The 23,347-nt window shown below is 68.1% G+C and carries 27 protein-coding genes and 1 tRNA gene; 1 reads left to right on the top strand and 27 read right to left on the bottom strand.

The window, feature by feature from the left end; translation table 11 throughout:
* Position 1: 1 nt before the first annotated feature.
* From carB to smpB, 13 genes are all read right to left on the bottom strand, one after another.
* Positions 2–3,238, bottom strand: a complete 3,237-nt coding sequence (carB, locus tag IPN47_01910) for a carbamoyl-phosphate synthase large subunit (protein ID MBK9406803.1) — start codon at positions 3,236–3,238, stop codon at positions 2–4.
* A 105-nt stretch (positions 3,239–3,343) separates the two neighbouring features.
* Positions 3,344–4,330 (bottom strand): GDP-mannose 4,6-dehydratase, encoded by a 987-nt coding sequence (locus tag IPN47_01905; GenBank protein MBK9406802.1) that lies wholly within the window; start codon positions 4,328–4,330, stop codon positions 3,344–3,346.
* A gap of 103 nt (positions 4,331–4,433) precedes the next feature.
* Positions 4,434–4,652 (bottom strand): 50S ribosomal protein L28, encoded by a 219-nt coding sequence (locus IPN47_01900; protein MBK9406801.1) that lies wholly within the window; start codon positions 4,650–4,652, stop codon positions 4,434–4,436.
* A gap of 4 nt (positions 4,653–4,656) precedes the next feature.
* Positions 4,657–5,013, bottom strand: a complete 357-nt coding sequence (gene rplQ, locus IPN47_01895) for a 50S ribosomal protein L17 (GenBank protein MBK9406800.1) — start codon at positions 5,011–5,013, stop codon at positions 4,657–4,659.
* A gap of 6 nt (positions 5,014–5,019) precedes the next feature.
* Complete coding sequence (locus IPN47_01890) at positions 5,020–6,090, bottom strand: DNA-directed RNA polymerase subunit alpha (GenBank protein ID MBK9406799.1); 1,071 nt, start codon at positions 6,088–6,090, stop codon at positions 5,020–5,022.
* Positions 6,091–6,268: 178 nt separating this feature from the next.
* Entirely contained in the window at positions 6,269–6,901 is a 633-nt protein-coding gene (gene rpsD / locus IPN47_01885) for a 30S ribosomal protein S4 (protein ID MBK9406798.1), read from the bottom strand.
* A gap of 3 nt (positions 6,902–6,904) precedes the next feature.
* Positions 6,905–7,282 carry a 30S ribosomal protein S11 gene (rpsK, locus tag IPN47_01880; GenBank protein ID MBK9406797.1) on the bottom strand — a complete coding sequence of 126 codons (378 nt, stop codon included), beginning with the start codon at positions 7,280–7,282 and terminating at the stop codon, positions 6,905–6,907.
* A gap of 1 nt (position 7,283) precedes the next feature.
* Positions 7,284–7,661: a 30S ribosomal protein S13 gene (rpsM, locus tag IPN47_01875; protein ID MBK9406796.1), complete on the bottom strand. Its 378-nt coding sequence runs from the start codon at positions 7,659–7,661 to the stop codon at positions 7,284–7,286.
* Between the two features lie 2 nt (positions 7,662–7,663).
* On the bottom strand, positions 7,664–7,780 hold the full coding sequence (gene rpmJ, locus IPN47_01870; GenBank protein MBK9406795.1) for a 50S ribosomal protein L36: 117 nt from the start codon (positions 7,778–7,780) through the stop codon (positions 7,664–7,666).
* A gap of 163 nt (positions 7,781–7,943) precedes the next feature.
* Positions 7,944–8,660, bottom strand: a complete 717-nt coding sequence (pyrF, locus tag IPN47_01865; protein ID MBK9406794.1) for an orotidine-5'-phosphate decarboxylase — start codon at positions 8,658–8,660, stop codon at positions 7,944–7,946.
* Complete coding sequence (locus tag IPN47_01860) at positions 8,657–9,595, bottom strand: dihydroorotate dehydrogenase (GenBank protein MBK9406793.1); 939 nt, start codon at positions 9,593–9,595, stop codon at positions 8,657–8,659. Before IPN47_01860 ends, pyrF begins: the two co-directional genes overlap by 4 nt.
* Entirely contained in the window at positions 9,592–10,839 is a 1,248-nt protein-coding gene (locus IPN47_01855; protein ID MBK9406792.1) for an N-acetylmuramoyl-L-alanine amidase, read from the bottom strand. The genes IPN47_01860 and IPN47_01855 overlap by 4 nt, the downstream gene beginning before the upstream one ends.
* The gene (smpB, locus tag IPN47_01850; GenBank protein ID MBK9406791.1) at positions 10,836–11,306 is read right to left on the bottom strand and encodes an SsrA-binding protein SmpB; all 471 of its coding nucleotides are present in this window, start codon (positions 11,304–11,306) and stop codon (positions 10,836–10,838) included. Before smpB ends, IPN47_01855 begins: the two co-directional genes overlap by 4 nt.
* A gap of 214 nt (positions 11,307–11,520) precedes the next feature.
* On the opposite strand from smpB, the gene IPN47_01845 reads away from it, so the two are divergent.
* Positions 11,521–11,603, top strand: a tRNA-Leu gene (locus IPN47_01845).
* Between the two features lie 74 nt (positions 11,604–11,677).
* Here the strand turns inward: IPN47_01845 and IPN47_01840 are convergent.
* The 14 genes from IPN47_01840 to IPN47_01775 all read right to left on the bottom strand — a co-directional run bounded on the left by IPN47_01840 (position 11,678) and on the right by IPN47_01775 (position 23,343).
* Complete coding sequence (locus IPN47_01840) at positions 11,678–12,235, bottom strand: hypothetical protein (GenBank protein ID MBK9406790.1); 558 nt, start codon at positions 12,233–12,235, stop codon at positions 11,678–11,680.
* Between the two features lie 16 nt (positions 12,236–12,251).
* Positions 12,252–12,707, bottom strand: coding sequence for an Rrf2 family transcriptional regulator (locus IPN47_01835; GenBank protein ID MBK9406789.1), 456 nt, complete (start codon positions 12,705–12,707; stop codon positions 12,252–12,254).
* 68 nt (positions 12,708–12,775) lie between these two features.
* The gene (locus tag IPN47_01830; protein ID MBK9406788.1) at positions 12,776–14,200 is read right to left on the bottom strand and encodes an aspartate ammonia-lyase; all 1,425 of its coding nucleotides are present in this window, start codon (positions 14,198–14,200) and stop codon (positions 12,776–12,778) included.
* Positions 14,201–14,272: 72 nt separating this feature from the next.
* Positions 14,273–15,094, bottom strand: a complete 822-nt coding sequence (locus IPN47_01825; GenBank protein ID MBK9406787.1) for a hypothetical protein — start codon at positions 15,092–15,094, stop codon at positions 14,273–14,275.
* A gap of 150 nt (positions 15,095–15,244) precedes the next feature.
* Positions 15,245–15,886, bottom strand: coding sequence for an MBL fold metallo-hydrolase (locus IPN47_01820; GenBank protein ID MBK9406786.1), 642 nt, complete (start codon positions 15,884–15,886; stop codon positions 15,245–15,247).
* Complete coding sequence (gene trxB, locus IPN47_01815) at positions 15,883–17,025, bottom strand: thioredoxin-disulfide reductase (GenBank protein ID MBK9406785.1); 1,143 nt, start codon at positions 17,023–17,025, stop codon at positions 15,883–15,885. The genes IPN47_01820 and trxB overlap by 4 nt, the downstream gene beginning before the upstream one ends.
* Positions 17,000–17,725 (bottom strand): SDR family oxidoreductase, encoded by a 726-nt coding sequence (locus IPN47_01810; GenBank protein MBK9406784.1) that lies wholly within the window; start codon positions 17,723–17,725, stop codon positions 17,000–17,002. Before IPN47_01810 ends, trxB begins: the two co-directional genes overlap by 26 nt.
* Positions 17,726–17,738: 13 nt before the next feature.
* On the bottom strand, positions 17,739–18,617 hold the full coding sequence (locus IPN47_01805) for a PHP domain-containing protein (protein ID MBK9406783.1): 879 nt from the start codon (positions 18,615–18,617) through the stop codon (positions 17,739–17,741).
* On the bottom strand, positions 18,614–18,880 hold the full coding sequence (locus tag IPN47_01800; GenBank protein MBK9406782.1) for a hypothetical protein: 267 nt from the start codon (positions 18,878–18,880) through the stop codon (positions 18,614–18,616). Before IPN47_01800 ends, IPN47_01805 begins: the two co-directional genes overlap by 4 nt.
* 95 nt (positions 18,881–18,975) lie before the next feature.
* Entirely contained in the window at positions 18,976–20,364 is a 1,389-nt protein-coding gene (locus tag IPN47_01795; GenBank protein MBK9406781.1) for a 2-oxo acid dehydrogenase subunit E2, read from the bottom strand.
* Between the two features lie 155 nt (positions 20,365–20,519).
* Entirely contained in the window at positions 20,520–20,870 is a 351-nt protein-coding gene (locus IPN47_01790) for a hypothetical protein (GenBank protein MBK9406780.1), read from the bottom strand.
* A complete protein-coding gene (locus IPN47_01785; GenBank protein MBK9406779.1) occupies positions 20,870–21,847 on the bottom strand; it encodes an alpha-ketoacid dehydrogenase subunit beta in 978 nt (325 codons plus the stop codon). Before IPN47_01785 ends, IPN47_01790 begins: the two co-directional genes overlap by 1 nt.
* Entirely contained in the window at positions 21,844–23,031 is a 1,188-nt protein-coding gene (locus IPN47_01780) for a thiamine pyrophosphate-dependent dehydrogenase E1 component subunit alpha (GenBank protein ID MBK9406778.1), read from the bottom strand. The genes IPN47_01785 and IPN47_01780 overlap by 4 nt, the downstream gene beginning before the upstream one ends.
* Positions 23,032–23,343 carry a hypothetical protein gene (locus IPN47_01775; GenBank protein ID MBK9406777.1) on the bottom strand — a complete coding sequence of 104 codons (312 nt, stop codon included), beginning with the start codon at positions 23,341–23,343 and terminating at the stop codon, positions 23,032–23,034.
* Positions 23,344–23,347 lie beyond the last annotated feature (4 nt).

Here is a 23,347-nt window from a genome sequence, read left to right as displayed (position 1 = left end):
GCTATCGCGACGCGTGCAGGATCTCGTGCCACTCCTGCAGCGAGCAGACCGACGGGGCCTGCGCCCGCAACGACTGGATCGCATCGCACGCGGCACTCGCCGCCGACATCGTCGTCGTGTAGGAAATCCGCTTCGAGATCGCCGTCTGCCGCAGCGCGTAGTCGTCGAACTGCGCGTGCTTGCCCAGCGGGGTGTTGATCAGGAGTTGCACCTCGCCGTTGAGCATCAGGTCCACGCCGTGCGGACGCCCCTCGTGCACCTTGCGCACGCCGCTGGTCGGGATGCCGCGCTCGCGCAGGTACTGCGCCGTCCCCTCGGTCGCGTAGAGCGTGAACCCCATCTCGTGGAAGCGGCGCGCGATCGGCGTCACCGTCGGCTTGTCGCCATCGTTCACCGTGATGAAGATCGCCCCGCCCAACGGCAACTCGTTGTCGGCCGCGAGCTGCGCCTTCGCGAACGCGCTCCCGAACGACGTCGAGATCCCCATCACCTCGCCCGTCGAGCGCATCTCGGGGCCGAGCAGCGGGTCGAACTCGCGGAACTTGGTGAACGGGAAGACCGCTTCCTTCACCGAGTGGTACGGCGGCACGATCTCCTCGGTGAAGCCGATGGACTCGAGCGACTCACCCACCATGCACCGGGCCGCGACCGAGGCCAACGGCACCCCGATCGCCTTGGAGACAAACGGGATCGTGCGCGAGCCGCGCGGGTTCACCTCGAGGACGTAGACCACGCCGTCCTTCACGGCGAACTGCACGTTGATGAGCCCCACCACCCCCAGCTCCTTCGCCAGGGCGACCGTGTGGGCCTTCATCGTCGCGATGTCGGCCGGCTGGATCACGTAGGGCGGGAGGACGCACGCCGAGTCGCCGGAGTGAATCCCCGCGTCCTCGATGTGCTGCATCACCCCGCCGATCACCACGCGCGTGCCATCGCACACGGCGTCGACGTCGGCCTCATAGGCATCCTCGAGGAAACGATCCACAAGCACCGGACGCTCCTCGCTCACCCGCACTGCCGACTCGAAGTACCCGCGCATCGACGCCTCGTCGTACACGATCTGCATCGCGCGTCCGCCCAGCACGTACGACGGACGGACGAGGACCGGGTAGCCGATCCGCTCGGCGATCGTCACCGCTTCCGTCACGCTGGTCGCCGTCCCGGCGTCGGGCTGTCGCACCCCGATCGCCCGCGCCACCGCCTCGAATCGCTTGCGATCCTCGGCGATGTCGATGGCGTCCGGCGTCGTGCCGAGGATCTTCACGCCGGCGGCCTCGAGCCCCTTCGTGAGCTTGAGCGGCGTCTGGCCGCCGAGCTGCACGATCACGCCTAACGGTTGCTCGCGCCGCACGATCTCCAGCACGTCCTCGAGCGTCAGCGGCTCGAAGTACAGCTTGTCGGCGGTGTCGTAGTCCGTGGAAACGGTCTCGGGATTCGAGTTGATCATGATCGTCTCGTAGCCGCGCTCCTTGAGGGCGAGCACGGCACGGACGCACATGTAGTCGAACTCGACCCCCTGCCCGATGCGATTGGGCCCGCTCCCGAGGATGACGACCGACGGCTTGCCGGTGCGCGGCCCTTCGCTCTCCTCGTCGTAGCAGGAGTACAGGTACGGCGTCGCCGACGGGAACTCGCCGGCGCACGTGTCGACCATCTTGTAGGCGGGATGGATGCCCAGCCCCCACCGACGGGCGCGCGCCTCCTGCTCCGTTTCGCCGCGCAGTTCGGCGAGCTGCCGGTCCGAGAACCCCTGGCGCTTCATCGCCCGGATCTCCTCGGCGCCCACCGACGACGCCGACGCGTACGACCGCTCGGCCTCCACCAGCTCGCGCATCTGCTCGAGGAACCACGGGTCGATCGCCGTGAGTTCGTGCAGCTGCTCGGTGGTGAGTCCCGCGAGGATCGCGCGCTTGACCTCGAAGATGCGTTCGGGCGAGGGCTTGCCTAACGCGCCGCGCAGTGCCTCGATCGAGTCGTCGGGAAGGCGGTCGTCGACGGCACGGGCGCCGACGGTCCAGCCGGCACGACCGGTCTCGAGGGCGCGCAGCCCCTTCTGGAACGCCTCCTTGAAGGTGCGCCCCATCGCCATCGACTCCCCCACCGACTTCATCTGCGTCGTGAGGTACGGATTGGCGCGCGCGAACTTCTCGAAAGCAAAGCGCGGACACTTCACGACGACGTAGTCGAGCACGGGCTCGAACGAGGCTGGCGTCGTCTTGGTGATGTCGTTGGGGATCTCGTCGAGCGTGTACCCCACCGCGAGCTTCGTCCCGATCTTGGCGATCGGGAAGCCGGTCGCCTTGGAGGCCAGCGCCGAGGAACGCGACACGCGCGGGTTCATCTCGATCACCACCATCTCCCCGTCCCTGGGATTGATGGCAAACTGGATGTTGCACCCGCCCGCCTCCACGCCGATCTCGCGAATCACCGCGACCGCCGCGTCGCGCATCACCTGGTACTCGCGATCGGTGAGCGTCATGGCCGGCGCCACCGTGATCGAGTCGCCGGTGTGCACCCCCATCGGGTCGATGTTCTCGATGGAGCAGACGATCACGACGTTGTCGGCGTGGTCGCGCATCACCTCGAGCTCGAACTCCTTCCACCCCAGCAGCGAACGCTCGATGAGGATCTGGCTCACCGGCGACTCCGCCAACCCGCGGCGGCAGATCTGCTCGTACTCTTCCTTGTTGTAGGCAATGCCGCCGCCCGAACCGCCTAACGTGAAGGCGGGGCGGATGATCGCCGGGAAGCCCGTGAAGTCGGCGATCTCCAGCGCCTCCTCCCACGTCGTCGCGATCTTGCCCTGCGGCACCTGCAGCCCGATGCGCTTCATCGCTTCGCCGAACTCGTGCCGGTCCTCGGCCATCTTGATGGCCTTGGCCTTCGCGCCGATCAACTCCACGCCGTACTTCGCCAGCACGCCGCGCTCGGACAGCTTCATCGCCACGTTGAGCGCCGTCTGGCCGCCCATCGTGGGAAGGAGCGCGTCGGGGCGTTCCTTCTCGATGACCAGCTCGACGAACTCCGGCGTCACCGGCTCGATGTAGGTCCGGTCGGCGATCTCCGGGTCGGTCATGATCGTCGCCGGATTGGAGTTCACGAGGATCACCTCGTATCCCTCCTCGCGCAGCGCCCGCGCCGCCTGCGTCCCCGAGTAGTCGAACTCGGCGGCCTGCCCGATGACGATCGGGCCGGAGCCGATCAGGAGAATCTTGTGAATGTCGGTACGACGAGGCATGTCGGGAGGACTAGGTACAGAAAACCGTTCGATTTCGGGGCAACGTCGGCTCGACGTCTCCGCCGGCGAACCGGAGGTGCCCCCGGTGCCGGACCGGGGCGAAATTTACACCCCTGCCCCGCTCCGCACGCGCTCCAGGTCGGCGAAAACCATCATTTCCACGAGCCCGCCAAAGTCGACCGTCGGCCCCCACTCGAGGCGCTCTCGCGCCAGCGACGCATCGGCGACCAGGGTCGTGGCATCGACTGGCCGCAGGAGCCCGTCATCCGACGCGACGTGCGCGCGATAGTCGAGTCCCGCCACCGCGAAGGCGCGCTCGCAGAAGTCCCGCACCGAGTGTGCGACGCCGCTCCCCACCACGAGGTCGCACGGGGCTTCCAGCTGCTGCATGCGCCAGAGGGCGTCCATGTAGTCGCCGGCAAAGCCCCAATCGCGTCGCCCGTCCAGGTTGCCGAGCGTGAGGGTCGTCGCCTGGCCGCAGGCGATGCGCGCGACCCCCATCGAGATCTTGCGCGTCACGAAGGCTTCGCCTCGGCGCGGACTCTCGTGGTTGTACAGGATCGCCGAGGCGACGTGCAGCCCGTGGCTATCGCGATAGTTGGCCGCGAGCCAGTACGCCGCCGCCTTCGACACGCCGTAGGGGGATGCGGGGCGGATCGGGGTGCACTCGGACTGTGGCGCCTGCTCAGGGCGACCGAAGATCTCGCAGGAGGACGCGACGACCATGCGCGCACGCGGCGCCTCATGACGCACCGCGTCCATGAGGTGGACCGTGCTCCCCGCGTTGGCCTCCAGCGATTCCATCGGCCGCTCCCACGAACGATCGACCCGGCTGGCCGCCGCGAGGTGATACACCTCGTGGGGCGCGATGCGCGCTACGACCCCTCGGACCGCGGCCCCGTCTCGGAGATCGAGGGCGAGCAACTCGACGCGCGAGAGCAGATGCCGAATGCGCCAGGTGTCGGCCGTCCCGGTCGCGCGCGTGGTCCCGACGACGCGGTAGCCACGAGCGAGCAGGAGCTCGGCCAGATACGAGCCGTCTTGCCCGGTGATCCCGGTGACGAGCGCTGTACGGACGTTCCCGTCGCTCATGCGAAACGGAGCTGGAGGGAGAGGGCTCGAACGCGTGGGGGGTGAAAGCAAAAGGGAGCGCCTAACGCGCTCCCTTCACCCTGCCGCGGACGGTGCGCCGTGCTCACGCGACGGCAGCACCACGCGGGGCGCGCTGGACCTTGCCGGCGGCGAGGCAGCGGGTGCAGACCTTCACCTTGATGGTCTTCCCCTCGCTGACGACGCGCGCGACCTGAAGGTTGGGCTTCCAGGTGCGGCGGGTCTTGTTGTTGGCGTGCGAGACGTTGTTGCCGTACGTCACGCCCTTGTCGCATACGTAGCAGCGACTGCGATTGATGGCCATGACGTCAGCCCTCCACGAGCTCGATGCGCGCCATTTCCGCCCCATCGCCCTTGCGATGGCCGGTCTTGAGGATGCGCGTGTATCCACCGGGCCGCTTGAGGTACTTGGGCCCGACTTCCTTGAACAGTTTGTCGGCGGTCTCCCGCTTGTGGATGTGCCGCCCGGCGAGACGACGATCGTGCAAGGTCCCGGAGCGGGCCTTGGTGATCAACTTCTCGATGAACGGGCGCAGTTCCTTCGCCTTCGCCTCGGTGGTTTCGATGGCACCGTGCTCGATCAGCGACGACGCGAGGCCGCGCATGAGCGCGAGCTTCTGTTCGCTGGTGCGGCGAAGCTGGCGCCCCGCTTTCCTGTGACGCATTGCTCCTTACTCCTCTTCGTCGTCTGGCGCGTTCGCGGCTGCGCGGCTCGGCGGCGTGCCCCAATCGATGATGCGGACGCCGTCGCCGTTCTCTTCGTAGCGCATGCCGAAGTTCAATCCTTCGCGCTCCAGGAGCTCAGCGATCTCCTGCAGCGACTTCTTCCCGAAGTTCTTGACCTGGAGGATCTGGTTCTCGGTCTGGCGAACGAGGTCACCCAGGGTGCGGATGTTCGAGTTCTTCAGCGAGTTCACCGAGCGGACCGAGAGTTCGAGGTCGTCGATGGCCGACTTGAAGAGCTGCGCGAGGCGGGCCGCATCGCCGCCGCCGCTTTCCCCCCCCATCGACATCGGCGCCGAAGCGTGCGATCCGAAGGAGGCAAAGTACTGGAAGTGCGTCTGCGCGAGCGCCGCGGCGTAGCTCACCGCCTCTTCCGGAGCGATCGTGCCGTTGGTCTCGACGGTGAGCGTCAGGCGGTCGTAGTCGGTGCGCTGACCCACGCGGGTCTCAGCGACCGAGAAGTTCGCCCGGCGCACCGGATTGTAGATCGCGTCGATGCGAACGAGGTCGATGGGGAGTCCCCGGTCGACGACGTGCGCGTCGGACTCGATGTAGCCGCGCCCCTTGTTGATGTAGAGCTCGACGTTGATGTCGCGCGCATCCTGGAGCGTGAAGATGTGGTGGTTCGGGTTGATCACCCGGACGCTGCCATTCTCCTCGATGTCGCCGGCGGTCACGGGGCCCGCCTCGGACTTGCCGATGCGCAGGACCGCTTCCTCGACGTCGTCGGCCAAGCTCAGGACGAGGGTCTTGAGGTTGCCGATGATCTGGTGCACGTCCTCGACGACGCCGACGATGGTCTGATGCTCATGCACCACCCCGTCGATGCGAAAGCCCCAGACCGCCGAGCCACGCAGCGACGAAAGGAGCATGCGCCGCATGGCGTTGCCGAGCGTGTGCCCGTAGCCGCGTTCGAGCGGCTGCAGGATGAATTCCGAGATGTGGGGGGCGTCGTCCCGCTTGCGAACCTCGATGAGGTGCGGACGAACAAGGCCCTTCAAGTCGATCGCCTGTGACATGAATCAGTGCTCGGTGCGGTCATACCGGGGCCGCGCCCCGGCAACGCCCCACCCCGCCCCTAACGCGCGGTGGGTTCGTACGAGAGTTAGGGTCTCGACCATCTGGTAGAAGACGAGAGGACGAGAAGACGAGAAGACGAGGTGGACCACCGCGTCTTCTCGTCTCGCATCGATCTCACTACTTCGAATAGAGTTCGACGACCAGCTGCTCCTGCGCGGCGATCGGGATGTTCGGGCGCGACGGGCGCTCGAGCATACGACCCGAGTAGGTGTCGCGATCGACCGCGAGCCACGACGGGGAAGCCCCGCGCGTCGCCTGCTCCATCGCCCCTTGCACGAGGATGAGTTCGCGCGACTTCTGCTTCACGCGGACTTCCTGGCCCGGCGCAACGGCGTAGCTCGGGATGTCCACCAGCTTGCCGTTGATCTCGACATGGCGGTGGCGAATGAGCTGGCGCGCCGACTTACGGCTCGGGGCGAAGCCCATGCGGTACACGAGGTTGTCCAGACGGCTCTCCAACGCGGCGAGGAGGTTGTGCCCCGTGATGCCCGGGAGCTTCGACACCTTCTCGAACGTGTTGCGGAACTGCGTCTCGCTGACCCCGTAGATGCGCTTGATCTTCTGCTTCTCGCGCAGCTGCTTCGAATACTCCGACGACTTGCGGCGGCGCGACTGCGACTGACCGTGCTGACCGGGGGGATACGGACGGCGCTCGACCGGGCACTTCTCGGTGAAGCACTTCGTCCCCTTGAGGAACAGCTTCGTCCCTTCGCGACGGCACTGACGGCAGGAGGCTCCAGTGTAACGCATGGCCTAGACCCTCCGACGCTTCGGCGGACGGCAGCCGTTGTGCGGAATCGGCGTCACGTCCTTGATCGACTTGACCTGAAGGCCGGCCGACGCGAGCGCCTGAATGGCGGACTCACGGCCAGACCCGGGCCCCTGGACGAGCACGTGGACGCGGCGCACGCCGGCGGTGAGCGCTTCGCGCGCGCACTGCTCGGCCGCCACCGTCGCCGCAAACGGCGTCGACTTCTTGGAGCCCTTGAATCCTGCCTTGCCCGACGTCCCCCACGCGATGGCATTGCCATGCATGTCGGTGATCGTCACGAGCGTGTTGTTGAAGGTCGCGTTGATGTGGGCGACACCTTCCGCCTCCACGACGCGCTTGGTCTTTTTCCCGGTAGCCATACTACTTGGTCACCTTCTTCTTGCCCGCGATCGCGCGACGCGGTCCCTTCTTCGTTCGCGCATTGGTGTGAGTGCGCTGGCCGCGCACGGGGAGCCCACGGCGATGACGGATCCCTCGGTAGGACCCGATATCCATCAATCGCTTGATGTTCATCGCAATCTCGGTGCGCAGCGCGCCCTCGACACGATAGTCCTTTTCGATCACCTGACGGAGCTTGTTCACGTCGGCGTCGATGAGATCGCGAATGCGGAGGTCGGCGCTGATCCCGGTCTTCTCCAGGATCTCCTTCGCCACCGCACGCCCAATCCCGAAAATGTAGGTCAACCCGATCTCGACCTTCTTATCGCGAGGGAGATCGACACCAGCAATACGAGCCATAATTAGCCTTGCCGCTGCTTGTGCTTAGGGTTGCGCTTGCAAATGATGCGAGTGACGCCGCTGCGCTTCACGACTTTGCAGTGCTCGCAGATGGGCTTCACGCTGCTTCGGACTTTCACCGGAGGCTCCGAATCGAACCGAAGGTAACAAACGAAAAATCGGACAAGACTCCAAGAATAGACACCATGCCCCCACGATGCAAGGGAGCGCAGGGCCAAAATCACGTAGTGGTGCGGGATTACGCCCGTTTCACCCCCTCTCCCCTCTCCAGAATCGCTCCCACTACCCCGCCGCCGCCATCTCCTGCCACACACGCTCCATCGCCTCGCGAGGATCGGGCGCCCCGGTCACCGCGCGCCCCAGCACCAGGTACCGCGCACCAGCCGCGACCGCTCCACCGGGTGTCACCACCCGCGACTGATCGTGAAGCTCGCCCGATGCGAATCGGATCCCGGGGACCAGCGGCGCCAACCGATCGCCGTGCCGCGCCCGTACCCGCGCCGCCTCCAGCCCGCTGCAGACGATCCCGTGCGTCCCCGCCACCGCCGCCATCCCCGCCAGCCGCTCCACCTCGCCCTCCACCGACAGCGAGGACTCCCGCCCCCACGCCGCGGCCACCCCATCGGCGTCGAATGAGGTCAGGATGGTTACGGCCAGAATGCCGCACCCCTCGCCCGCCCCCTCCACCGCGGCCCTCATCATCTCCACGCCGCCCGAGGCATGCACCGTCAGGAGCGAAGCGCCGATTCGGGACGCCGAGCGCGCCGCCCCGCGCACCGTATTCGGAATGTCGTGAAGCTTGAGGTCGAGGAAGACCTCGTGCCCCAGCTCTCGGATGGCCTGCACCACGTGCGGTCCGGCCGCCGTGAAGAGCTCACACCCGACCTTGTAGTACCGGCAGCTCTCGCCCAGCCGGTTCACCAGCGCCATGGCATCGCCAACGCTCGCGACGTCCAATGCGACGATGGGAATTGCGCTCGTGCGCGCCAGAGAAGTCATGCGGGCCACTCCAGGGATCCTGAAACCTCCGTCAGCGATCGCACCCCATGCCGACGGCACCACGCGTCCAGACCGCGCACCACGCGCCGCGGCTGACGGGGATCGCGCAAACCCGCGGTCCCCATCGCGACGGCGGTCGCGCCCGCCATCAGGTACTGCAGCGCGTCCTCCGCGGTCGTGATCCCACCGACCCCGATGATAGGGGCGCGCGTCGCCTTCCACACCTTCCACGTCGCCAGCACGCCGATCGGGAGCAGCCCGGGACCGCTCACCCCCCCGGTTCCGAAACCGAGGGCCGGTCGCCGACGCTCCAGATCGATCACGAGCCCCGGCATCGTGTTCACGAGCGTGACGCCATTCGCGCCGGCGTCGAGCGCGGTGCGCGCCGCCCCCGCGATGTCCACGAGCGTTGGCGACAGCTTGACGAAGATCGGCGCTGACGTCGCGGCCCTGGCCCGAAGGACGACCTCGCGCAGCGCGGCCGGATCGGCGCCGAACTCCATGCCGCCGGCCTTCACGTTCGGACACGAGACGTTCAGCTCGTAGCCGTCCTTCCCCGGCACGTCGTCCAGACGTTCGATGACACGGGCGAAGTCGTCAATGGCATACCCGACGACATTGACGAGCACACGCGCACGCGAGAGCGACCGGGCGAGCCACGGGAGATGCGATGCTCGCACCTCCTCCACACCGGGGTTGGCCAAGCCGATGGCGTTGATCATCCCGCCGGGAAACTCGGCGACGCGCGGTGCCGGTGCTCCTTTTCGAGGATCGAGGCTCACCGCCTTGGTCACGATTCCGCCGAGTTCCTCAAGCGAGCTGACCTCGTCGATCTCATCGCCGTACGCCGCGGTGCCGGCGGCCAGCAGCACCGGGTTCTGCAGCGCCAGGCCGCCGAGCGCGGTCGCCAAGGGCGACGACGACGGAGTGCTCATTGCCCCCCCGCGTTGCTTCGCCGACCGACGTACCGCTGCAGGTAGGCGAGCGTGGCATCGGAGATTGCCCGGGCGAGCGACTGCTGCCCCGCGTCGCCCGAGAGGTAGGCCGCCTCGCGCGCGTTGGTCCCGAAGCCGATCTCGACGAGGACGGACGGCATGAAGGCTCCGACCAGCACAACGAAGCCCGCCTGTTTCACCCCGCGATCGGTCCCGGGGTGCACCGACCGCAGCGATTGCTGCACCGTGGAGGCGAAGGCGCTCGACTCGCGCAGGTACTCGTTCTGCTTCATGTCGTTGAGAATGAAGCTGAGCGGGTCGCCGCCCGCCGCCCCTTCCTCCACCTCGTACTTCACCGCCTCGTTCTCCAGCTCGGCCACCCGGCGCTCATCGTCGGTCTTGGCTTCCGACAGGAAGTAGGTCTCGAACCCGCGTGCCCCGCCGGGGTTCTTCCATCGCGGATTGGCGGCATTGACGTGAACCGAGACGAACAGGTCGCCCTGCGCGCGATTCGCGATGCGCCCACGATCGGAGAGGGCGATGAGCGTGTCCGAGCTGCGCGTCATGACCACCTGCACGCCACGCCGCGTGAGCTCGTCGCGCAAGCGCTTCGCAACCGCCAGCGTAATGTCGGCCTCGTAGACACGTGGTCCGCCGCCGATGGGGCCGTGCATCCCGCGATCGCGTCCCCCGTGTCCGGCGTCGACGACGACAACCGGCGTGCGGTCGCGCCGCGGCGTCCGCGGCGAGGCCGAGGGGGGAGCGGCACTGCGCGGTTTGTCTCGCGGGGCCGGAGGGGGGGCACGATCGCTGTCCGGGTCGGGGCGACGCGTCGCGGTGACCGTCGCGAACCTGCGTAGCTCCGAGAGCCGTGCGTCGTAGAGGAACCCGGTCCCCACACGCGGCAGGAGGTCGGTGAGAAACGAGAGCGGGAGATACAGCGCTCCGTTGAGGAGCGTGGGCGCAGCGGTAAGCGGTTCGGTCGCTCCGCGGACCTTGGCAAACGCCATCCCCGTCGCCAGCTCCATCTCCGTGCCGCCGATCACGAGGCGGAATCGCTCGGGGGCATCCCGGAGGAGTACCGCGCCTAACGGCGCCAGCAGGTCCTGCGCACGAACCATGGCGCCCAGTCGCGTGACGACGACCGGGATGCTGCCGACCTTGTCACCCTCGCGAACCGTGAGCGCGGCCGGCGGATCGCCGACCTGCTGCAGGAGGGCGAAGGCGGCGAGCAGCGCAATCATCGGTGGCGCATGGCGCGGGCGATCTCGCGATCCGCGTCGCGCTTCTTGGAGTCATCGCGCTTGTCGTGCAGCTTCTTCCCCTTCCCCAGGGCGACCTTGACCTTGGCGCGCCCGCGCCGGAAGTACAGCTCGAGCGGCACGAGGGTCAAACCTTCGCGCTCCACCGCCCCGATCAACCGGCGGATCTCGCGCGTGTGGAGCAACAGCTTGCGCAGGCGCGTGGGATCGTGGTTCACGTACCCGCCCCGCTCGTAGGGCGAGATGTTCACGTTCAGGAGATAGACCTCGCCATCGCGGACGATCCCGTAGGCATCGGAGATGTTCGCCTTGCCGTTCCGCAGCGACTTGACCTCGGTGCCGGTCAACACGAGCCCCGCCTCCCACGTCTCGAGGATGTGGTAGTTGTGGCGCGCATCGCGGTTCCGCGCGACGACCTTGATGTCGTCCGCCTCGGTCTTCTGGGCCATCTCGTCGGTTGGGGAGTCAGGCAGGAGGTGAGCGCGGCCCTCACGTGCTCCGCGTGCACCGATCCCGCGAGTGAAAGTAATCGGTCGACGGCCACGGCGTGGCGCGCGGCCGCGTAAGACGATACACCGCGTTGACTTGGCATCGGCACGCCGATACCTTCCCGTCCCCACGTTCCTCGCCACTCGCACATCGGTGGCGATTCGTCGGGATCCTGCGTTCGTGGCGGAACTGGTAGACGCGCCGGTCTCAGAAGCCGGTGGGTAACACCCATGGGAGTTCGAGTCTCCCCGAGCGCACTGCAGCACGTGTCATCATACATCAACGGCGCGACACCCCACCGGGCGTCGCGCCGTTTCTCGTGTGGCGTCGGTCAGCGCCCGAGCGCCGACGGGGGGATGTCGTCGGGGAGCGACGGCGCGCCGAACGCCTTGCGCAGCGCGTCGTTGGCCTCGCCAACATACCGGGCCAGGATGTCGCCGGCGCGCGCGATCATGTCGTCACCGGCGCGCGCCGTTCCGGCGATCATCAGCAGGGCGCGTCCGAGGCGGGCCCCTGCCCCTTCGGACGGTGTCCGCGAAGTGAGGACGTCGCGGTACATGGTCAATCGATCGTTGAACTGCCGCTCGGCGACCCGGAGCATGGCGGGGGCCACGTGCCGATCCGCCTGTTGCGCGGTGCCCAGCTCGCGGGCGACGAGCGACCCGGTGCGGTCGTCGAGCGCATCACGCTGCGACACCACGAGCCCCAAGGCGCGACGAGCATAGCGCAACTCCCACGCGGCGCGGTCGAGGTCACCGCCGCATGCCGCTTCGGCCAGCCAGGCGACGTCGTCGGCGTCGGGCTCGCTCATGATCGAGGCGACGTAGGCGCCGAGCCCACGCTTCAGGCGCCACTCAGAGCGCCACTCGTCGAAGAGACGCGGCGACATGGCGCGGGACTCCTCTTCAGGCCTGCAGCACGGGGAGGCCGACCCGGGCGCGCACCGACGTCTCATCCTGCAGGAGATCCGCCAGCCGCACGCTATCGAGCGCGTCGTCAATGCGCTGCTGCAGCATCAGCCAGACGGGACGGATGCTGCAATTCTGCGACTCGGAGCAGCGCTCCTCGGCGATGGGATGGGAGACGCAATGGACGTCGAACGTCCCGCGCTCGGACGCCGAGATGACTTCGCGCACGGTGACGTCCATGGGGTCGTGGGCGAGGATGTAGCCGCCCTTCGCGCCGCGCGTGCTGCTGACGATACCCGCGCGACGGAGTCGCAGTAGGATCTGCTCGACGTAGTCGGCGGGGAGACGCTCGCGCGCGGCGATTTCCCGACCCGTGACCGGTCCCTCACCGTGTCGGCGCGACAGGTGTAGCGCGCAGATGAGTCCGTACTCCGCCCACGTCGTGATCCGCATGGGTCCAATATAGGAGACGAGAAGTCGGGAAGACGAGAAGACGAGGAAAAAAGTCGGCTTCCGGATTGTCAGCCCGCGCTGGATGGCCCGTGGGGGCCACCGGGGATGCCAATCTCGGTCATGCGTCGCAGGTCCAGCACGGCGTCGATCTCGTCCGGGGGGAGGAGCCCTTCGTTTCGCACCATGTCGCGTATGAGCGTCCCCTCCTTCACCGACCGCTTGGAGAGCTCCGCGGCGGCGGCATAGCCGATCCGTGGCGCGAGCGCGGTGGCGAGGGCGGCGGAGCGTTCGACCCAGTAGGCGCACATCTCCCGATGGGCGGCGATCCCCTTCACGCACTTCTCCGTCAGCACCGTGGCGGCGTTGGTGAGGAGTTGCATGGAGAAGAGGAGGTTATGGGCAATCACGGGCATCATGACGTTGAGCTCCAGTTGCCCGTGCTCGGCGGCGATGCCGACCGTCGCGTCGCACCCCATGACCTGGAAGCAGACCTGATTGACCATCTCCGGAATCGACGGGTTGATCTTTCCCGGCATGATGGACGACCCCGGCTGCACCGCGGGGAGGACGATTTCGTCGATCCCGGTGCGCGGCCCCATCACCAGCAGACGCAGGTCGCTGACGATCTTCGACAGCTCGAGGGCGAGGACACGGAGCGACCCCGAGAAGGCGGCCACGTCGCCCATGCTCTGCATGAGCTGAATGCGGTCAGCGCCGACCCGCAACACCAGCCCGGTCATCTCGGACAGGTGGACCACCATGCGCGCGGGATACGACGGTTCGACCGTCACCCCGGTCCCGACGGCGCTCCCGCCGATGCCGAGGTCGCGCAGGTAGTCGGACGTTTCGCGGATGCGGCGCAGGGCGCGATCGATGGAGCCCGCGTAGGCGGTGAATTCCTGTCCGAGGCGGATGGGCATCGCGTCCTGCAGGTGCGTGCGCCCGGCCTTCACCACATCGTCGAATTCGATCCCCTTGGCGGCCAGCGCATCGCGCAGCCCCTCGAAAGCCGCCGCGAGAGGCGCGAGTCGCGCGAGGGCGGCAAGGCGGATGTTCGTGGGAATCGTGTCGTTGGTGCTTTGCGCCATGTTGACGTGGTCGTTGGGATGCACCGGGGTGTACTCCCCCCGGCGACCGCCTAACAACTCGTTGGCGCGATTGGCGAGGACCTCGTTCACGTTCATGTTGTGGCTCGTCCCTGCCCCCGCCTGGTAGGGATCGACGACGAAGTGCTCGCGGTGCCGTCCGGCCAGGACTTCATCGGCCGCGGCGACGATCGCGTCGGCGAGGCGCGCGTCGAGGCGCCCCGTTTCCTTGTGGGTGAGGGCCGCCGCCTTCTTGATCCAGACGTGGGCGACGACGAACGGTTCGAGGGGGCGCAGCCCGCTGATGGGGAAGTTCTGCACCGCGCGCGCGGTCTGCACCCCGTACAGCGCCTCGGCCGGCACATCCATCGCGCCTAACGGGTCACGTTCCGTCCGGGTCTCCGACATGCGCGACTAGGGAAACGGGGGGCGCCGAGGGGGCGCAGCGCGCATCGGCGGCCGCGCCCCCACCTACCCACGTTACGGCGTGGGCGTCGGGACGTTGAACGTCGAGATCAGCTCCAGGGCGCCGTCGTCGACGGAGACGATGCTGGTGCGGAGCCGCGTGAAGGTGATCGAGCGGCTCGCGTTCGTCGCCGACGACCAGGCCTGATGTTGGCGCAGCGGGATGGAATCCACGCCGTCGTCGGTGAAGGCGCAGCGGATCTCCTGCGTCTTGGCGCCCGAGGTCGCCGGCGTGTACTGCAGCGAGATGATCATGGCGCTGTTGCCATCAGTGGCGGCCGACCACTTGAGTGGAATCGTCGCGGTCGACGGGACGACGGCATCGAAGGTGAACGGCTCGGCACTGCGTCCGCGGACCTCGGCGCCGGGGTAGCCGCCGCTCGCGCCCGGAACGGTCATGACGATCGAGTCGCCCGGGGTGTATGGCAGCGTGGTCCCGGAGGCCAGGTTGTACAGCGTCGATGCGCTCGCGCTGACGCGAGGAATCGTGTTGGTCGTCGTCCCGAGCTTGGCCGTGAGGCTCGCCCCTGCGTCGAGATACGTCACCCCGGTGAGGACGCCGTTGCTCGGCGCGACATAGTCGCCGACGGTAAAGCAGGAGTCGGTGCGGATGCGCGCGTCAGGAATCGACGAGATCGAGCCGCGAAAGAACGATCCGGTGGGGGCGACCCGATACTCGCCGCCCGTGGTCTTGAGGGCCGAGACGTAGATGAAGCCCCACTTCTGCTGACTGGGCGAGAACGAAGACGTCGTGTCGCAGGCAGTGACGAGAACGACGGCCGCCACGAGGGCCGCGAGCGAACCGGAGGCGAGACGGGACTGACGAGGGATGCGCATCAGGGGGATCGAAGAGGAAGGCCGCGGACGGACCGGCGAGAGGTGATCGGAGGTGTGACACCGGAGTTCACAGGAGTTCCCGACAACGCCAAGCCACCGCGTTCGAGACGCGAGGCCGCGCCGGACTCCGCTGGCGGTCGAGACGAACGGCTACCTCCGCAACGGTCGCGCTTGTCCACTGAGAAAGGGGTTGGCGGCGATCTCGTCGGCGATGGTCGTCTCCGGGCCGTGCCCGGGACAGACCACTGTCTCGGGGGGGAGCGTCGCGATCCGGGCGAGTGTGCGTTGAAAGGCCTCGCCGTCCGAGAGCGGGAGGTCGGTGCGCCCCACCGAGCCGGCGAAGAGCACGTCGCCGCCGAAGCAGATGCCGTGGCCGTGGAAGATGACGTGCCCGGGGGCGTGCCCCGGCATGTGCCACACCTCGAAACGCAACGAGCCGAGGGTCATGACATCCCCCTCAGACAGGGTGCGATCGGGGAGCGGACCGAGTTCGAAGGGGAGCCCGTACATCGCCGCCGCCTGCGGGGCGTAGCGATACACCGTCAGGTCGTCGGGGTGGAGAAAGACCGGGACGTCGACGCGCCGCTTGATGGCGGCGATTCCGCCGATGTGATCGAGGTGCGCATGCGTGAGCCAGATGGCCTCGAGGGTGAGCCCCGCGCGCTGTACGGCATCGCACAGTCGGTCGCCGTCGTCCCCCGGATCGATCAGGACGGCCTTGCCGGCCGCCTCGTCCGCGACGAGGTAGCAGTTCTCCTGGAAGGCGCCGACGACGAAGACCGAGCGTTTCACGCCGTCCCTTCTCCCTCGGCCGCACGCGCCTTGGCCGCATCCTTGAGGGCCGTGAGGTACTTCTCCGCGGCCACCGCGGCGGTCGTGGCGTCTCCGACGGCGGTCGTGACCTGTCGCGTGAGCTGCACGCGCACGTCGCCAGCCGCAAAGAGCCCCGGGATCGTGGTCTCCATGTGCCAGCTGGTGCGGAGGTAGCCCGACTCGTCGTGATCGACGTGATCGGCGATGATCGTCGTGTTGGGCTTGAACCCGATGAAGACGAAGAAGCCGGTGACCGCCAGGTCGCGCGTGGCGCCGGCGTTCACGTCGCGCAGGGTGACATGATCGACGAGCCCCTGGGCGTCGCCGTGCACCTGGTCGACGACGGTGTTCCAGATGACCTCGATCTTCGGATTCTCGAAGACGCGCTTCTGCACGATCTTCGAGGCGCGGAACGTGTCGCGGCGGTGGATGAGGTAGACCTTGGTCGCGAAGCGCGTCAGGTAGTCGGCTTCCTCGCACGCGGCGTCGCCACCGCCGACGACCGCGATCGTGTGCCCCTTGAAGAAGGCCCCGTCGCAGACGGCGCAGTACGAGACCCCCTTCCCCGCGTACTCGTTCTCACCGGGGATGTTGAGCTTGATCGGGGTTCCGCCGGCGGTGACGATGACCGTGGGCGAGTGATACACCTCGCCGTCGTCGGCGCGCGTCTCGAACGTTCCGTCGTCGAGGCGCTTCACGCTCTCGACATTTCGTGTGTGGAACTCACAGCCGAACTTGGCGGCGTGGCTCGCGAACTTCTGCGCGAGATCCCATCCCTCTACATGTTCAAAGCCGGGATAGTCCTCGATCATCTCGGTGTTGAGCAGCTCCCCTCCCGGGGCGCCGCGCTCGAGCACCACGGTCTTGAGCATCGAGCGACCCGCATAGAGTCCCGCTGTCATCCCGGCCGGTCCGGCGCCGACGATCACGACCTCGTAGTTGTGCGTCCCCACGTTCAGCTCCCGGTAAGTAAGGTGCGCGCTGCCCCGCGCAGGCCTGCGTAATTTCGCGCGACGATCCCTCCGGTGGTACCGGCCGTCTCCACGTCGCCGTGAACCCGCCGCACGTTCGCAGGCAGGTCCGGCGTGGCGCTCAGCGGCGCACGTGCCGCCCGCCATCGACGAAGAGGACCTCGCCGGTGACGAAGGGGGCATCCAGCAGGTACTCGAAGGCGCGCATGACGTCGTCTGGCGAGCCGTGTCGGCGCAGCGGCGTCGTGGCGGCCAGGTGCTCGGCCGCGGCGCCATCCCACCCGTCGGGGAGGAGCACCACGCCGGGGGCGATGGCATTGACGCGGATGCGCGGGGCGAGCACGCGCGCGAGGGCGCGCGTCATCTGCACGATCGCCGCCTTGGACATGGCGTGCGGGATGTAGCCCGCCCACGTCTCGAAGGCGGCGAGATCCGCCATGTTGACGATCACCCCGCCGTCGGTCATCGCGGCCGCGGCGGCCTGCGCGATGAGGAACGGGGCGCGCGTGTTGAGCGCGAAGATCTCGTCCAGCTGCTCCGCGGTGACGCTCCCGACGGGGGTGCGCAGCATGTTGGCCGCGGAGTTCACGACGACGTCCAACCGTCCGCAGCGTTCAACGACGTCACGCACCAGCGCGGCAGGCGCCTGGGGGTCGGCGAGATCGGCGGCGAACGTGTGCGACTCGCCGCCCGCGCTGGCGATCTCCGCCCCGAGCGCGGCGGCCTCGGCGTGCGACTGCCGGTGATGGAGGGCGACCACGTAGCCGCGCCGGGCGAGCACGCGCGAAAAGGCGGCCCCGAGGCGGCGGGCGCCGCCCGTCACGAGTGCGACGCGACGCTCCGCCATGCGATCGCTCCCGTTAGGCGGCGACGCCGGCGCGCCGCAACTCGACGCGGGCGTCCTGTCGCTCGAGCCAGGCGAGCGGCACGGGGAGCGCCCCGATCACGCGAGGGCCAGCGGTCGCCCCATGCGAATCCGACCCGCCGGAGGGGACGAGATCGAGGTGCTCGGCAATCGCGAGGAGTCGCTTGCGATCCTCACCCGAGTGACTCGGGTGCAGGACCTCCACGCCATCGAGCCCCATCGCCTTGAGTGCGGTGAGACGCGTGAGGGTCCCTTCGCCGCCGGGATGCGCGAGCACGGCGATCCCCCCGCAGCCGTGGACCATCGCGATGGCGTCGCGCAGCGACAAACGGCGCTTGTCGAGGTAGGCGGGTCGTCCCGCGCCGAGGTATCGATCGAAGGCATCGCGGTTGTCGCGCGCCCAGCCGTTCTCGACGAGCGCCTTGGCCACGTGCGGACGGCCGATGGCGCCGCTCCCCGCGGCGTCGAGCACATCCTGAAAGGTGATCTTGACCCCGATGGCGTTGAGGCGCTCGACCATCTGCTCACCGCGATCGCGCCTGGCGTCGCGGAAGGCCTCGAGCTCGCGCTCGATTCCCAGGACGTCCGTCAGATGCAGTCCCAGCAGGTGCGTCTCCTCGTCTCCCTGGTACGCGCTCAGCTCGACGCCGGCGATCACGCGCAGCGAGGAGCCGGCCGCCGCCTCGCGCGCCGGCTGGACGCCGGCGACGGTGTCGTGGTCGGTGAGCGCGATCGCGCTCACGCCGGACGCGAGCGCGGCGGCGACGACGCCTTCCGGCGATTGCGATCCATCAGACGCGGTCGAGTGCATATGCAGGTCGACACGCGCCGGGAGCGCATCACCCGGGAGGGGAGTCGCGGCGGGACCGCTCACGTCGCGTAACCCGCTTCGGGCGAGGTGGCGCCGGGCTGCGACTCGGTAAAGAGGCGCCGCAGTTCTCCCTCGGGGAGTTCGACCAGCGACTGCTCGCGCGAGCGCGTGCCATGCGGCGAGTACCGCGTGACGCGGACCTCGCGCCCCTCGCCGGAGCCGTGGATGAAGATGAGGGCAAATTCGTCGTGCTCGTACTGCGTGACGAAGCCGCTCGGGAAGACGCGCCAGGTCTTGTCGTCGATGGTGATGCTGCGCGTAGGCATGTCCTGATGCTCCAAGTGCTGGCGGCCGGGCGACGCGTCGCCCGGCGGCGCCCCGTGGGTTGATCGCGCGACCACCCTGCGGTCGCGCGCCGTGGCTAGAAGCCCGTGTCCGGGATCGTCTCGAGCTGTTTCTTGACGAACGCCATGTACTGGTCGGCGTCCGACCCATCGACGATGCGATGGTCGAACGACAGCGAAAAGTACGCACAGGTGCGAATCGCGATCGTATCCTCGCCGTCGGGGCCGGTGATGACCTTGGGACGCTTCTCGATGCTCCCGAGGCACAGGATCGCCACCGTGGGCTGCGGGATGACCGGCGTTCCCATGACCGACCCGAAGACGCCGGGGTTGGTGATGGTGAACGACGCATCCTGCACGTCCTCCGGTCGAAGCTTCTTGGCGCGGGCGCGATTCGCAAGGTCGTTGATGCCGCGCGTGAGTCCAACGAGCGACAGCGAATCGGCCTGCTTGACGACCGGGACGATCAACCCCCACTCGAGCGCCACGGCAATCCCGATGTTGTACTGCTTGCGGAAGACGATGTCGGTGCCGCGCACCGCGGCGTTGAGGACCGGGAACTTGCGCAGCCCCTGCACCACCGCCTGCGTGATGAACGGGAGGAAGGTCAGCTTCTCGCCGTATTGCGCCTCGAACTCGCCACGCATGCGCTGGCGAATGCGCGCCACCTTCGTGAGGTCGACCTCGAAAAACGTGGTGACGTGGGCCGAGGTGTGCTTGGAGTACACCATGTGGCCCGCCGTGAGGCGGCGGATCTTGGACATCGGTTCCACGACGTCGCCGGGCCACGGGTGCACGACCGGCGCGTCGAAGCCGAATCCGCCGGGGGCGTACATGGACGCCCCGGGGAGGGCGGCGATCGGCGCGGACGCGGTCGGCGCCGCCGGCGCGGAGGGGGCCGCCGGGGCGGTCACACCAGACTCGATGGCCTGCAGGATGTCCTTCTTGGTCACGCGGCCAGCCACTCCGGAACCCTGGAGTCCGGTGATCTGGATGCCGTGTTCCGCCGCGATCTTCCGCACCAGCGGCGAGGACTTGGTGCGGATGCGATCCTCGAAGGAGCCGGGTGCGGCGGCAGGGGTCGTCGGGAGCGCCGGTGCCGCGGGAACGATGGGGGGCGCAACCGGCTGGTTGGGCGCGGCGGCCGGGGCGGCAACAGATTCGATAGCGGGGGGCGCCCCCGCCGCGCTCGCCGCCGCCGGGGCGCTCGGCATCGCCGCGGCGGGAATCGCCGCGGCCACGCTCGCGTCGGTCTCGAGGCGCGCCACCACCGTCTGCACGGGGACGGTCTGACCGTCATTCACGAGGACCTCGACGAGAATGCCGGCCGACGGCGACGGAATCTCGGCGTCGACCTTGTCGGTCGAGATCTCGAACAACGGTTCATCGCGCTTCACGCTGTCGCCGATCTTCTTGAGCCAGCGGGACATCGTCCCCTCGGCGATCGATTCCCCCATCTGGGGCATCACCACGTCGATGCGAGCCAAAGGATCTCCCTCTCGTCTATGACGGTTCGCGGCGCCAAAACGCCGTGCAGTTCACGGCGCCAAGCGCCGAGCGGTTCACGGCGCAGGTACGCCGAGCTTGAACATGCGGTGCCGAGGCACCGCGGGTGGGTCGCCTAACGCTTCCTCGACAGCCGCATCAGGACCAGCGTCGGGAGCGACAGCGCCCCCAAGATCCCGCCGATCCCGACATACACATACCAGTTGCACACCGGGAGTCCTTCGCACTTGGGCGCCTTGCTGAGGTAGGCCACCACCTGCCCGATCAGCACTGCCACCATTCCGCCGCTGAAGCCCCCCACGATGAACGTGAAGCACCCGAGTCCGAACTTCCGCCCGAAGGCGACGGCTTCGTCGTTCTCCTGCTGCGACGGCGTGCGTCGCGGCCCTCCCCCGCCCGACCAGCCGGCCTCACGTGCCCCCTGGTCCTCCCGATTCTCGCCCGTCCCACGCGCTTCGTCAGCCATCAATACCTCGCCACCCAGCGCGCCGCACGCACGACGTCGCTGGCCTGTGGAAGAACATAGTCCTCGAGCGCCGGTGCGTACGGGAGTGGGACGTCGTGCGCCGTCACCCGCATCACCGGGGCGTCGAGCCAGGCGAAGCACGACTCGTTGATCCGCGCCGTCAGTTCGCCCGCCAGCCCTCCGGTCCTCGTATCCTCATGGACGATCAGGACGCGGTTCGTCTTCTTCACCGTGGCCACGATCGCCTCGTCGTCGAGCGGCGCGAGGGAGCGCAGGTCGACGACCTCCACCGAGATCCCGTCTTCCTGCTGCAGTTGCTCGGCCGCCTCCAGCGACTTGTGCACCGCGGCGGCATACGTGATGATCGAAAGGTCGCCCCCCTCACGCGCCACGCGCGCCTTGCCGATCGGGACCACGCCGTCGCCCTCGGGGAGCACCCCCTTGATACGGCGATACAGGTGCTTGTGCTCGAAGAAGAGGACGCAGTCGTCGTCGCGAATGGCGGCCTTCATCAGGCCGTAGGCGTCCGCGACGGTCGACGGGTAGACGACCTTGAGCCCCGGCGTGTGGATGAAGCCGGCTTCCGGATTCTGCGAGTGGAAGGGACCACCTCGGACGTAGCCGCCACTCGGGCCGCGCACCACCATCGGGCACGGCAGGAAGGCGCGATAGCGCGCGGTAGCCACGTAGTTGGTGAGGATGTCGTAGGCGTTGGCGATGAAGTCGATGAACTGCATCTCGACCACCGGACGCAACCCCATGTGCGCCGCCCCAGCGGCCGCGCCGACGATCCCGATCTCGGAGATGGGCGAGTCGATCACGCGCGATTCGCCGTACTTGGCGAGGAGCCCCTCGGTCACCTTGAACGCCCCACCGAAGGCGCCGATGTCCTCGCCGATGCAGAAGACGCTCGGGTCTCGCTCCATCTCATCGAAGAGCGCCTGGCGGATCGCCTCGAGATACGTGATCTCGCTCATTGCGTCGCCTCGTCGGCGCCGGCATTCCACGTCCCCCACCCTTCGGCGCGTTCGTTCCGCTCGACCGCGGCGCGCGTCCCCTCCCGGAACCAGAGGGGCGTCTCCGCCGGCGGGTCGGCGTAGATCCCCGTGAGGCAATCGAGCGGCTCGGGAAAGGGCGAGGCCTCGGCGACTTCGGTCGCTTCGTCGACCACGGTGCGCACCCGCGCATCGGTGGCGGCGATCTCCGCCTCGGCGAAGCCTAACGACTCACGCAGCACGGCCAGGTAGCGGTCGATGGGGTCGTTGTTGGCCGCCCACCACTCCATCTCTCCCTCGGGGACGTACGATTGGTTGTCGTGCTCCGCGTGTCCCTTGCGGCGATAGGTGATCAGCTCGACCAGGGTGACTCCCCCGCCGGCGCGCGCGCGATCGACGGCGCGCTTGGTGACGTCGTAGACCGCCAGGACGTCGTTGCCGTCGGCCTGCTCGGTCGCCACGCCGTAGCCCGGGCCCTTGTCGACCATCTGCTTCGCCGCGGTCTGCTTCCACGACGGGGTGGAGTACGCGTACTGGTTGCTCTCGACCACGACGACGAGCGGGCACCGCTGCACCGCGGCGAAGTTGATCCCCTCGTGAAAGGCCCCGGTCGACGTGGCGCCATCACCCACGTAGACGAGCCCCACGCGATCCTCACCGCGCAGCTTGAACGACAGCGTGACCCCCGCCATCACGGGGACCATGTCGCCCAGCGGCGAGATCTGGCCGATGAAGCCGCGATCGAGGTCGCCGAAGTGGATGTTGAGTTCGCGCCCCCGCGTGGGGGAGTCGCCCTTGGCCATGTACTGGCGCAGGATCTCGAGCGGGGTGGCCCCCTTCACCAGCATCGAGCCCATGTTGCGGATGAGCGGGGACATGACGTCCCGGCGCTCCAGGGCGAACGTCGAGCCGACGGCATCCGCTTCCTGCCCTAACGAGCGAAAGAGCCCGCCCACGACCTTGGTCTGGCGATAGAGCGCGACCAGCCGCTCCTCCAGCGTACGCGTGAGCCGCATCCAGTAGTACAGCTCGAGCTGCTGCGCACGGGAGAGGTGATCAGAGGGCCGAGGGCCGGGGGGCGGCGCTGCGGGCGCGATCGTGCGAATCGCCCTGTGGCTCCCGTCCGGCTCCCGCGTCCCGCCTGCCGTCTTCTTCCGTGCCGCCATTCAGTACGCCGCCTCGAGCGTATGGCGCGGATCGTCCTGATTGCGCAGCTGCACGAAGAACCGCTTCACGTTGCGATCGAGGCGGCTCTCCCCCATCTGGTCGGTGTGCACTTCCACAAAGGTGTAGTGCCCGCCTTCGGGCTTAGCGCTCAGCTTGAGTCGGGCCGGCACCTCGGGGGTCCCGACGACGCCCTGGAAGACGCGGCCGCGCGACGTCGACGACAGGGTCTTGAGGCCGAGGGCTGCGAAGTAGGCATCGGCCGAGTCGATGACCTCGGCCGGCGTCAGGTGTGTGCGGAAGAAATGGCGCATGTCG

The sequence above is a fragment of the Gemmatimonadota bacterium genome (assembly GCA_016719105.1).
Lineage (GTDB): Bacteria > Gemmatimonadota > Gemmatimonadetes > Gemmatimonadales > Gemmatimonadaceae > SCN-70-22.
Note: the sequence above shows the minus strand (reverse complement) of the source record. Positions and strands in the feature narration are given on the sequence as shown.

Excerpts from the sequence above, each read along its gene's own strand:
- pyrF (MBK9406794.1), bottom strand. The coding sequence starts at position 8,660 with ATGACTTCTCTGGCGCGCACGAGCGCAATTCCCATCGTCGCATTGGAC.
- rpsK (MBK9406797.1), bottom strand. The coding sequence starts at position 7,282 with ATGGCTACCGGGAAAAAGACCAAGCGCGTCGTGGAGGCGGAAGGTGTC.
- IPN47_01900 (MBK9406801.1), bottom strand. The coding sequence starts at position 4,652 with ATGGCCATCAATCGCAGTCGCTGCTACGTATGCGACAAGGGCGTGACG.
- IPN47_01810 (MBK9406784.1), bottom strand. The coding sequence starts at position 17,725 with ATGGCGGAGCGTCGCGTCGCACTCGTGACGGGCGGCGCCCGCCGCCTC.
- smpB (MBK9406791.1), bottom strand. The coding sequence starts at position 11,306 with ATGGCCCAGAAGACCGAGGCGGACGACATCAAGGTCGTCGCGCGGAAC.
- IPN47_01830 (MBK9406788.1), bottom strand. The coding sequence starts at position 14,200 with ATGTCGGAGACCCGGACGGAACGTGACCCGTTAGGCGCGATGGATGTG.
- rpsM (MBK9406796.1), bottom strand. The coding sequence starts at position 7,661 with ATGGCTCGTATTGCTGGTGTCGATCTCCCTCGCGATAAGAAGGTCGAG.
- trxB (MBK9406785.1), bottom strand. The coding sequence starts at position 17,025 with ATGGCGGGCGGCACGTGCGCCGCTGAGCGCCACGCCGGACCTGCCTGC.
- IPN47_01835 (MBK9406789.1), bottom strand. The coding sequence starts at position 12,707 with ATGCGGATCACGACGTGGGCGGAGTACGGACTCATCTGCGCGCTACAC.
- IPN47_01905 (MBK9406802.1), bottom strand. The coding sequence starts at position 4,330 with ATGAGCGACGGGAACGTCCGTACAGCGCTCGTCACCGGGATCACCGGG.
- IPN47_01775 (MBK9406777.1), bottom strand. The coding sequence starts at position 23,343 with ATGCGCCATTTCTTCCGCACACACCTGACGCCGGCCGAGGTCATCGAC.
- IPN47_01860 (MBK9406793.1), bottom strand. The coding sequence starts at position 9,595 with ATGAGCACTCCGTCGTCGTCGCCCTTGGCGACCGCGCTCGGCGGCCTG.
- IPN47_01825 (MBK9406787.1), bottom strand. The coding sequence starts at position 15,094 with ATGCGCATCCCTCGTCAGTCCCGTCTCGCCTCCGGTTCGCTCGCGGCC.
- IPN47_01840 (MBK9406790.1), bottom strand. The coding sequence starts at position 12,235 with ATGTCGCCGCGTCTCTTCGACGAGTGGCGCTCTGAGTGGCGCCTGAAG.
- rplQ (MBK9406800.1), bottom strand. The coding sequence starts at position 5,013 with ATGCGTCACAGGAAAGCGGGGCGCCAGCTTCGCCGCACCAGCGAACAG.
- IPN47_01780 (MBK9406778.1), bottom strand. The coding sequence starts at position 23,031 with ATGGCGGCACGGAAGAAGACGGCAGGCGGGACGCGGGAGCCGGACGGG.
- IPN47_01795 (MBK9406781.1), bottom strand. The coding sequence starts at position 20,364 with ATGCCCCAGATGGGGGAATCGATCGCCGAGGGGACGATGTCCCGCTGG.
- IPN47_01790 (MBK9406780.1), bottom strand. The coding sequence starts at position 20,870 with ATGGCTGACGAAGCGCGTGGGACGGGCGAGAATCGGGAGGACCAGGGG.
- IPN47_01800 (MBK9406782.1), bottom strand. The coding sequence starts at position 18,880 with ATGCCTACGCGCAGCATCACCATCGACGACAAGACCTGGCGCGTCTTC.
- IPN47_01785 (MBK9406779.1), bottom strand. The coding sequence starts at position 21,847 with ATGAGCGAGATCACGTATCTCGAGGCGATCCGCCAGGCGCTCTTCGAT.
- rpsD (MBK9406798.1), bottom strand. The coding sequence starts at position 6,901 with ATGCGTTACACTGGAGCCTCCTGCCGTCAGTGCCGTCGCGAAGGGACG.
- IPN47_01890 (MBK9406799.1), bottom strand. The coding sequence starts at position 6,090 with ATGTCACAGGCGATCGACTTGAAGGGCCTTGTTCGTCCGCACCTCATC.
- carB (MBK9406803.1), bottom strand. The coding sequence starts at position 3,238 with ATGCCTCGTCGTACCGACATTCACAAGATTCTCCTGATCGGCTCCGGC.
- IPN47_01855 (MBK9406792.1), bottom strand. The coding sequence starts at position 10,839 with ATGATTGCGCTGCTCGCCGCCTTCGCCCTCCTGCAGCAGGTCGGCGAT.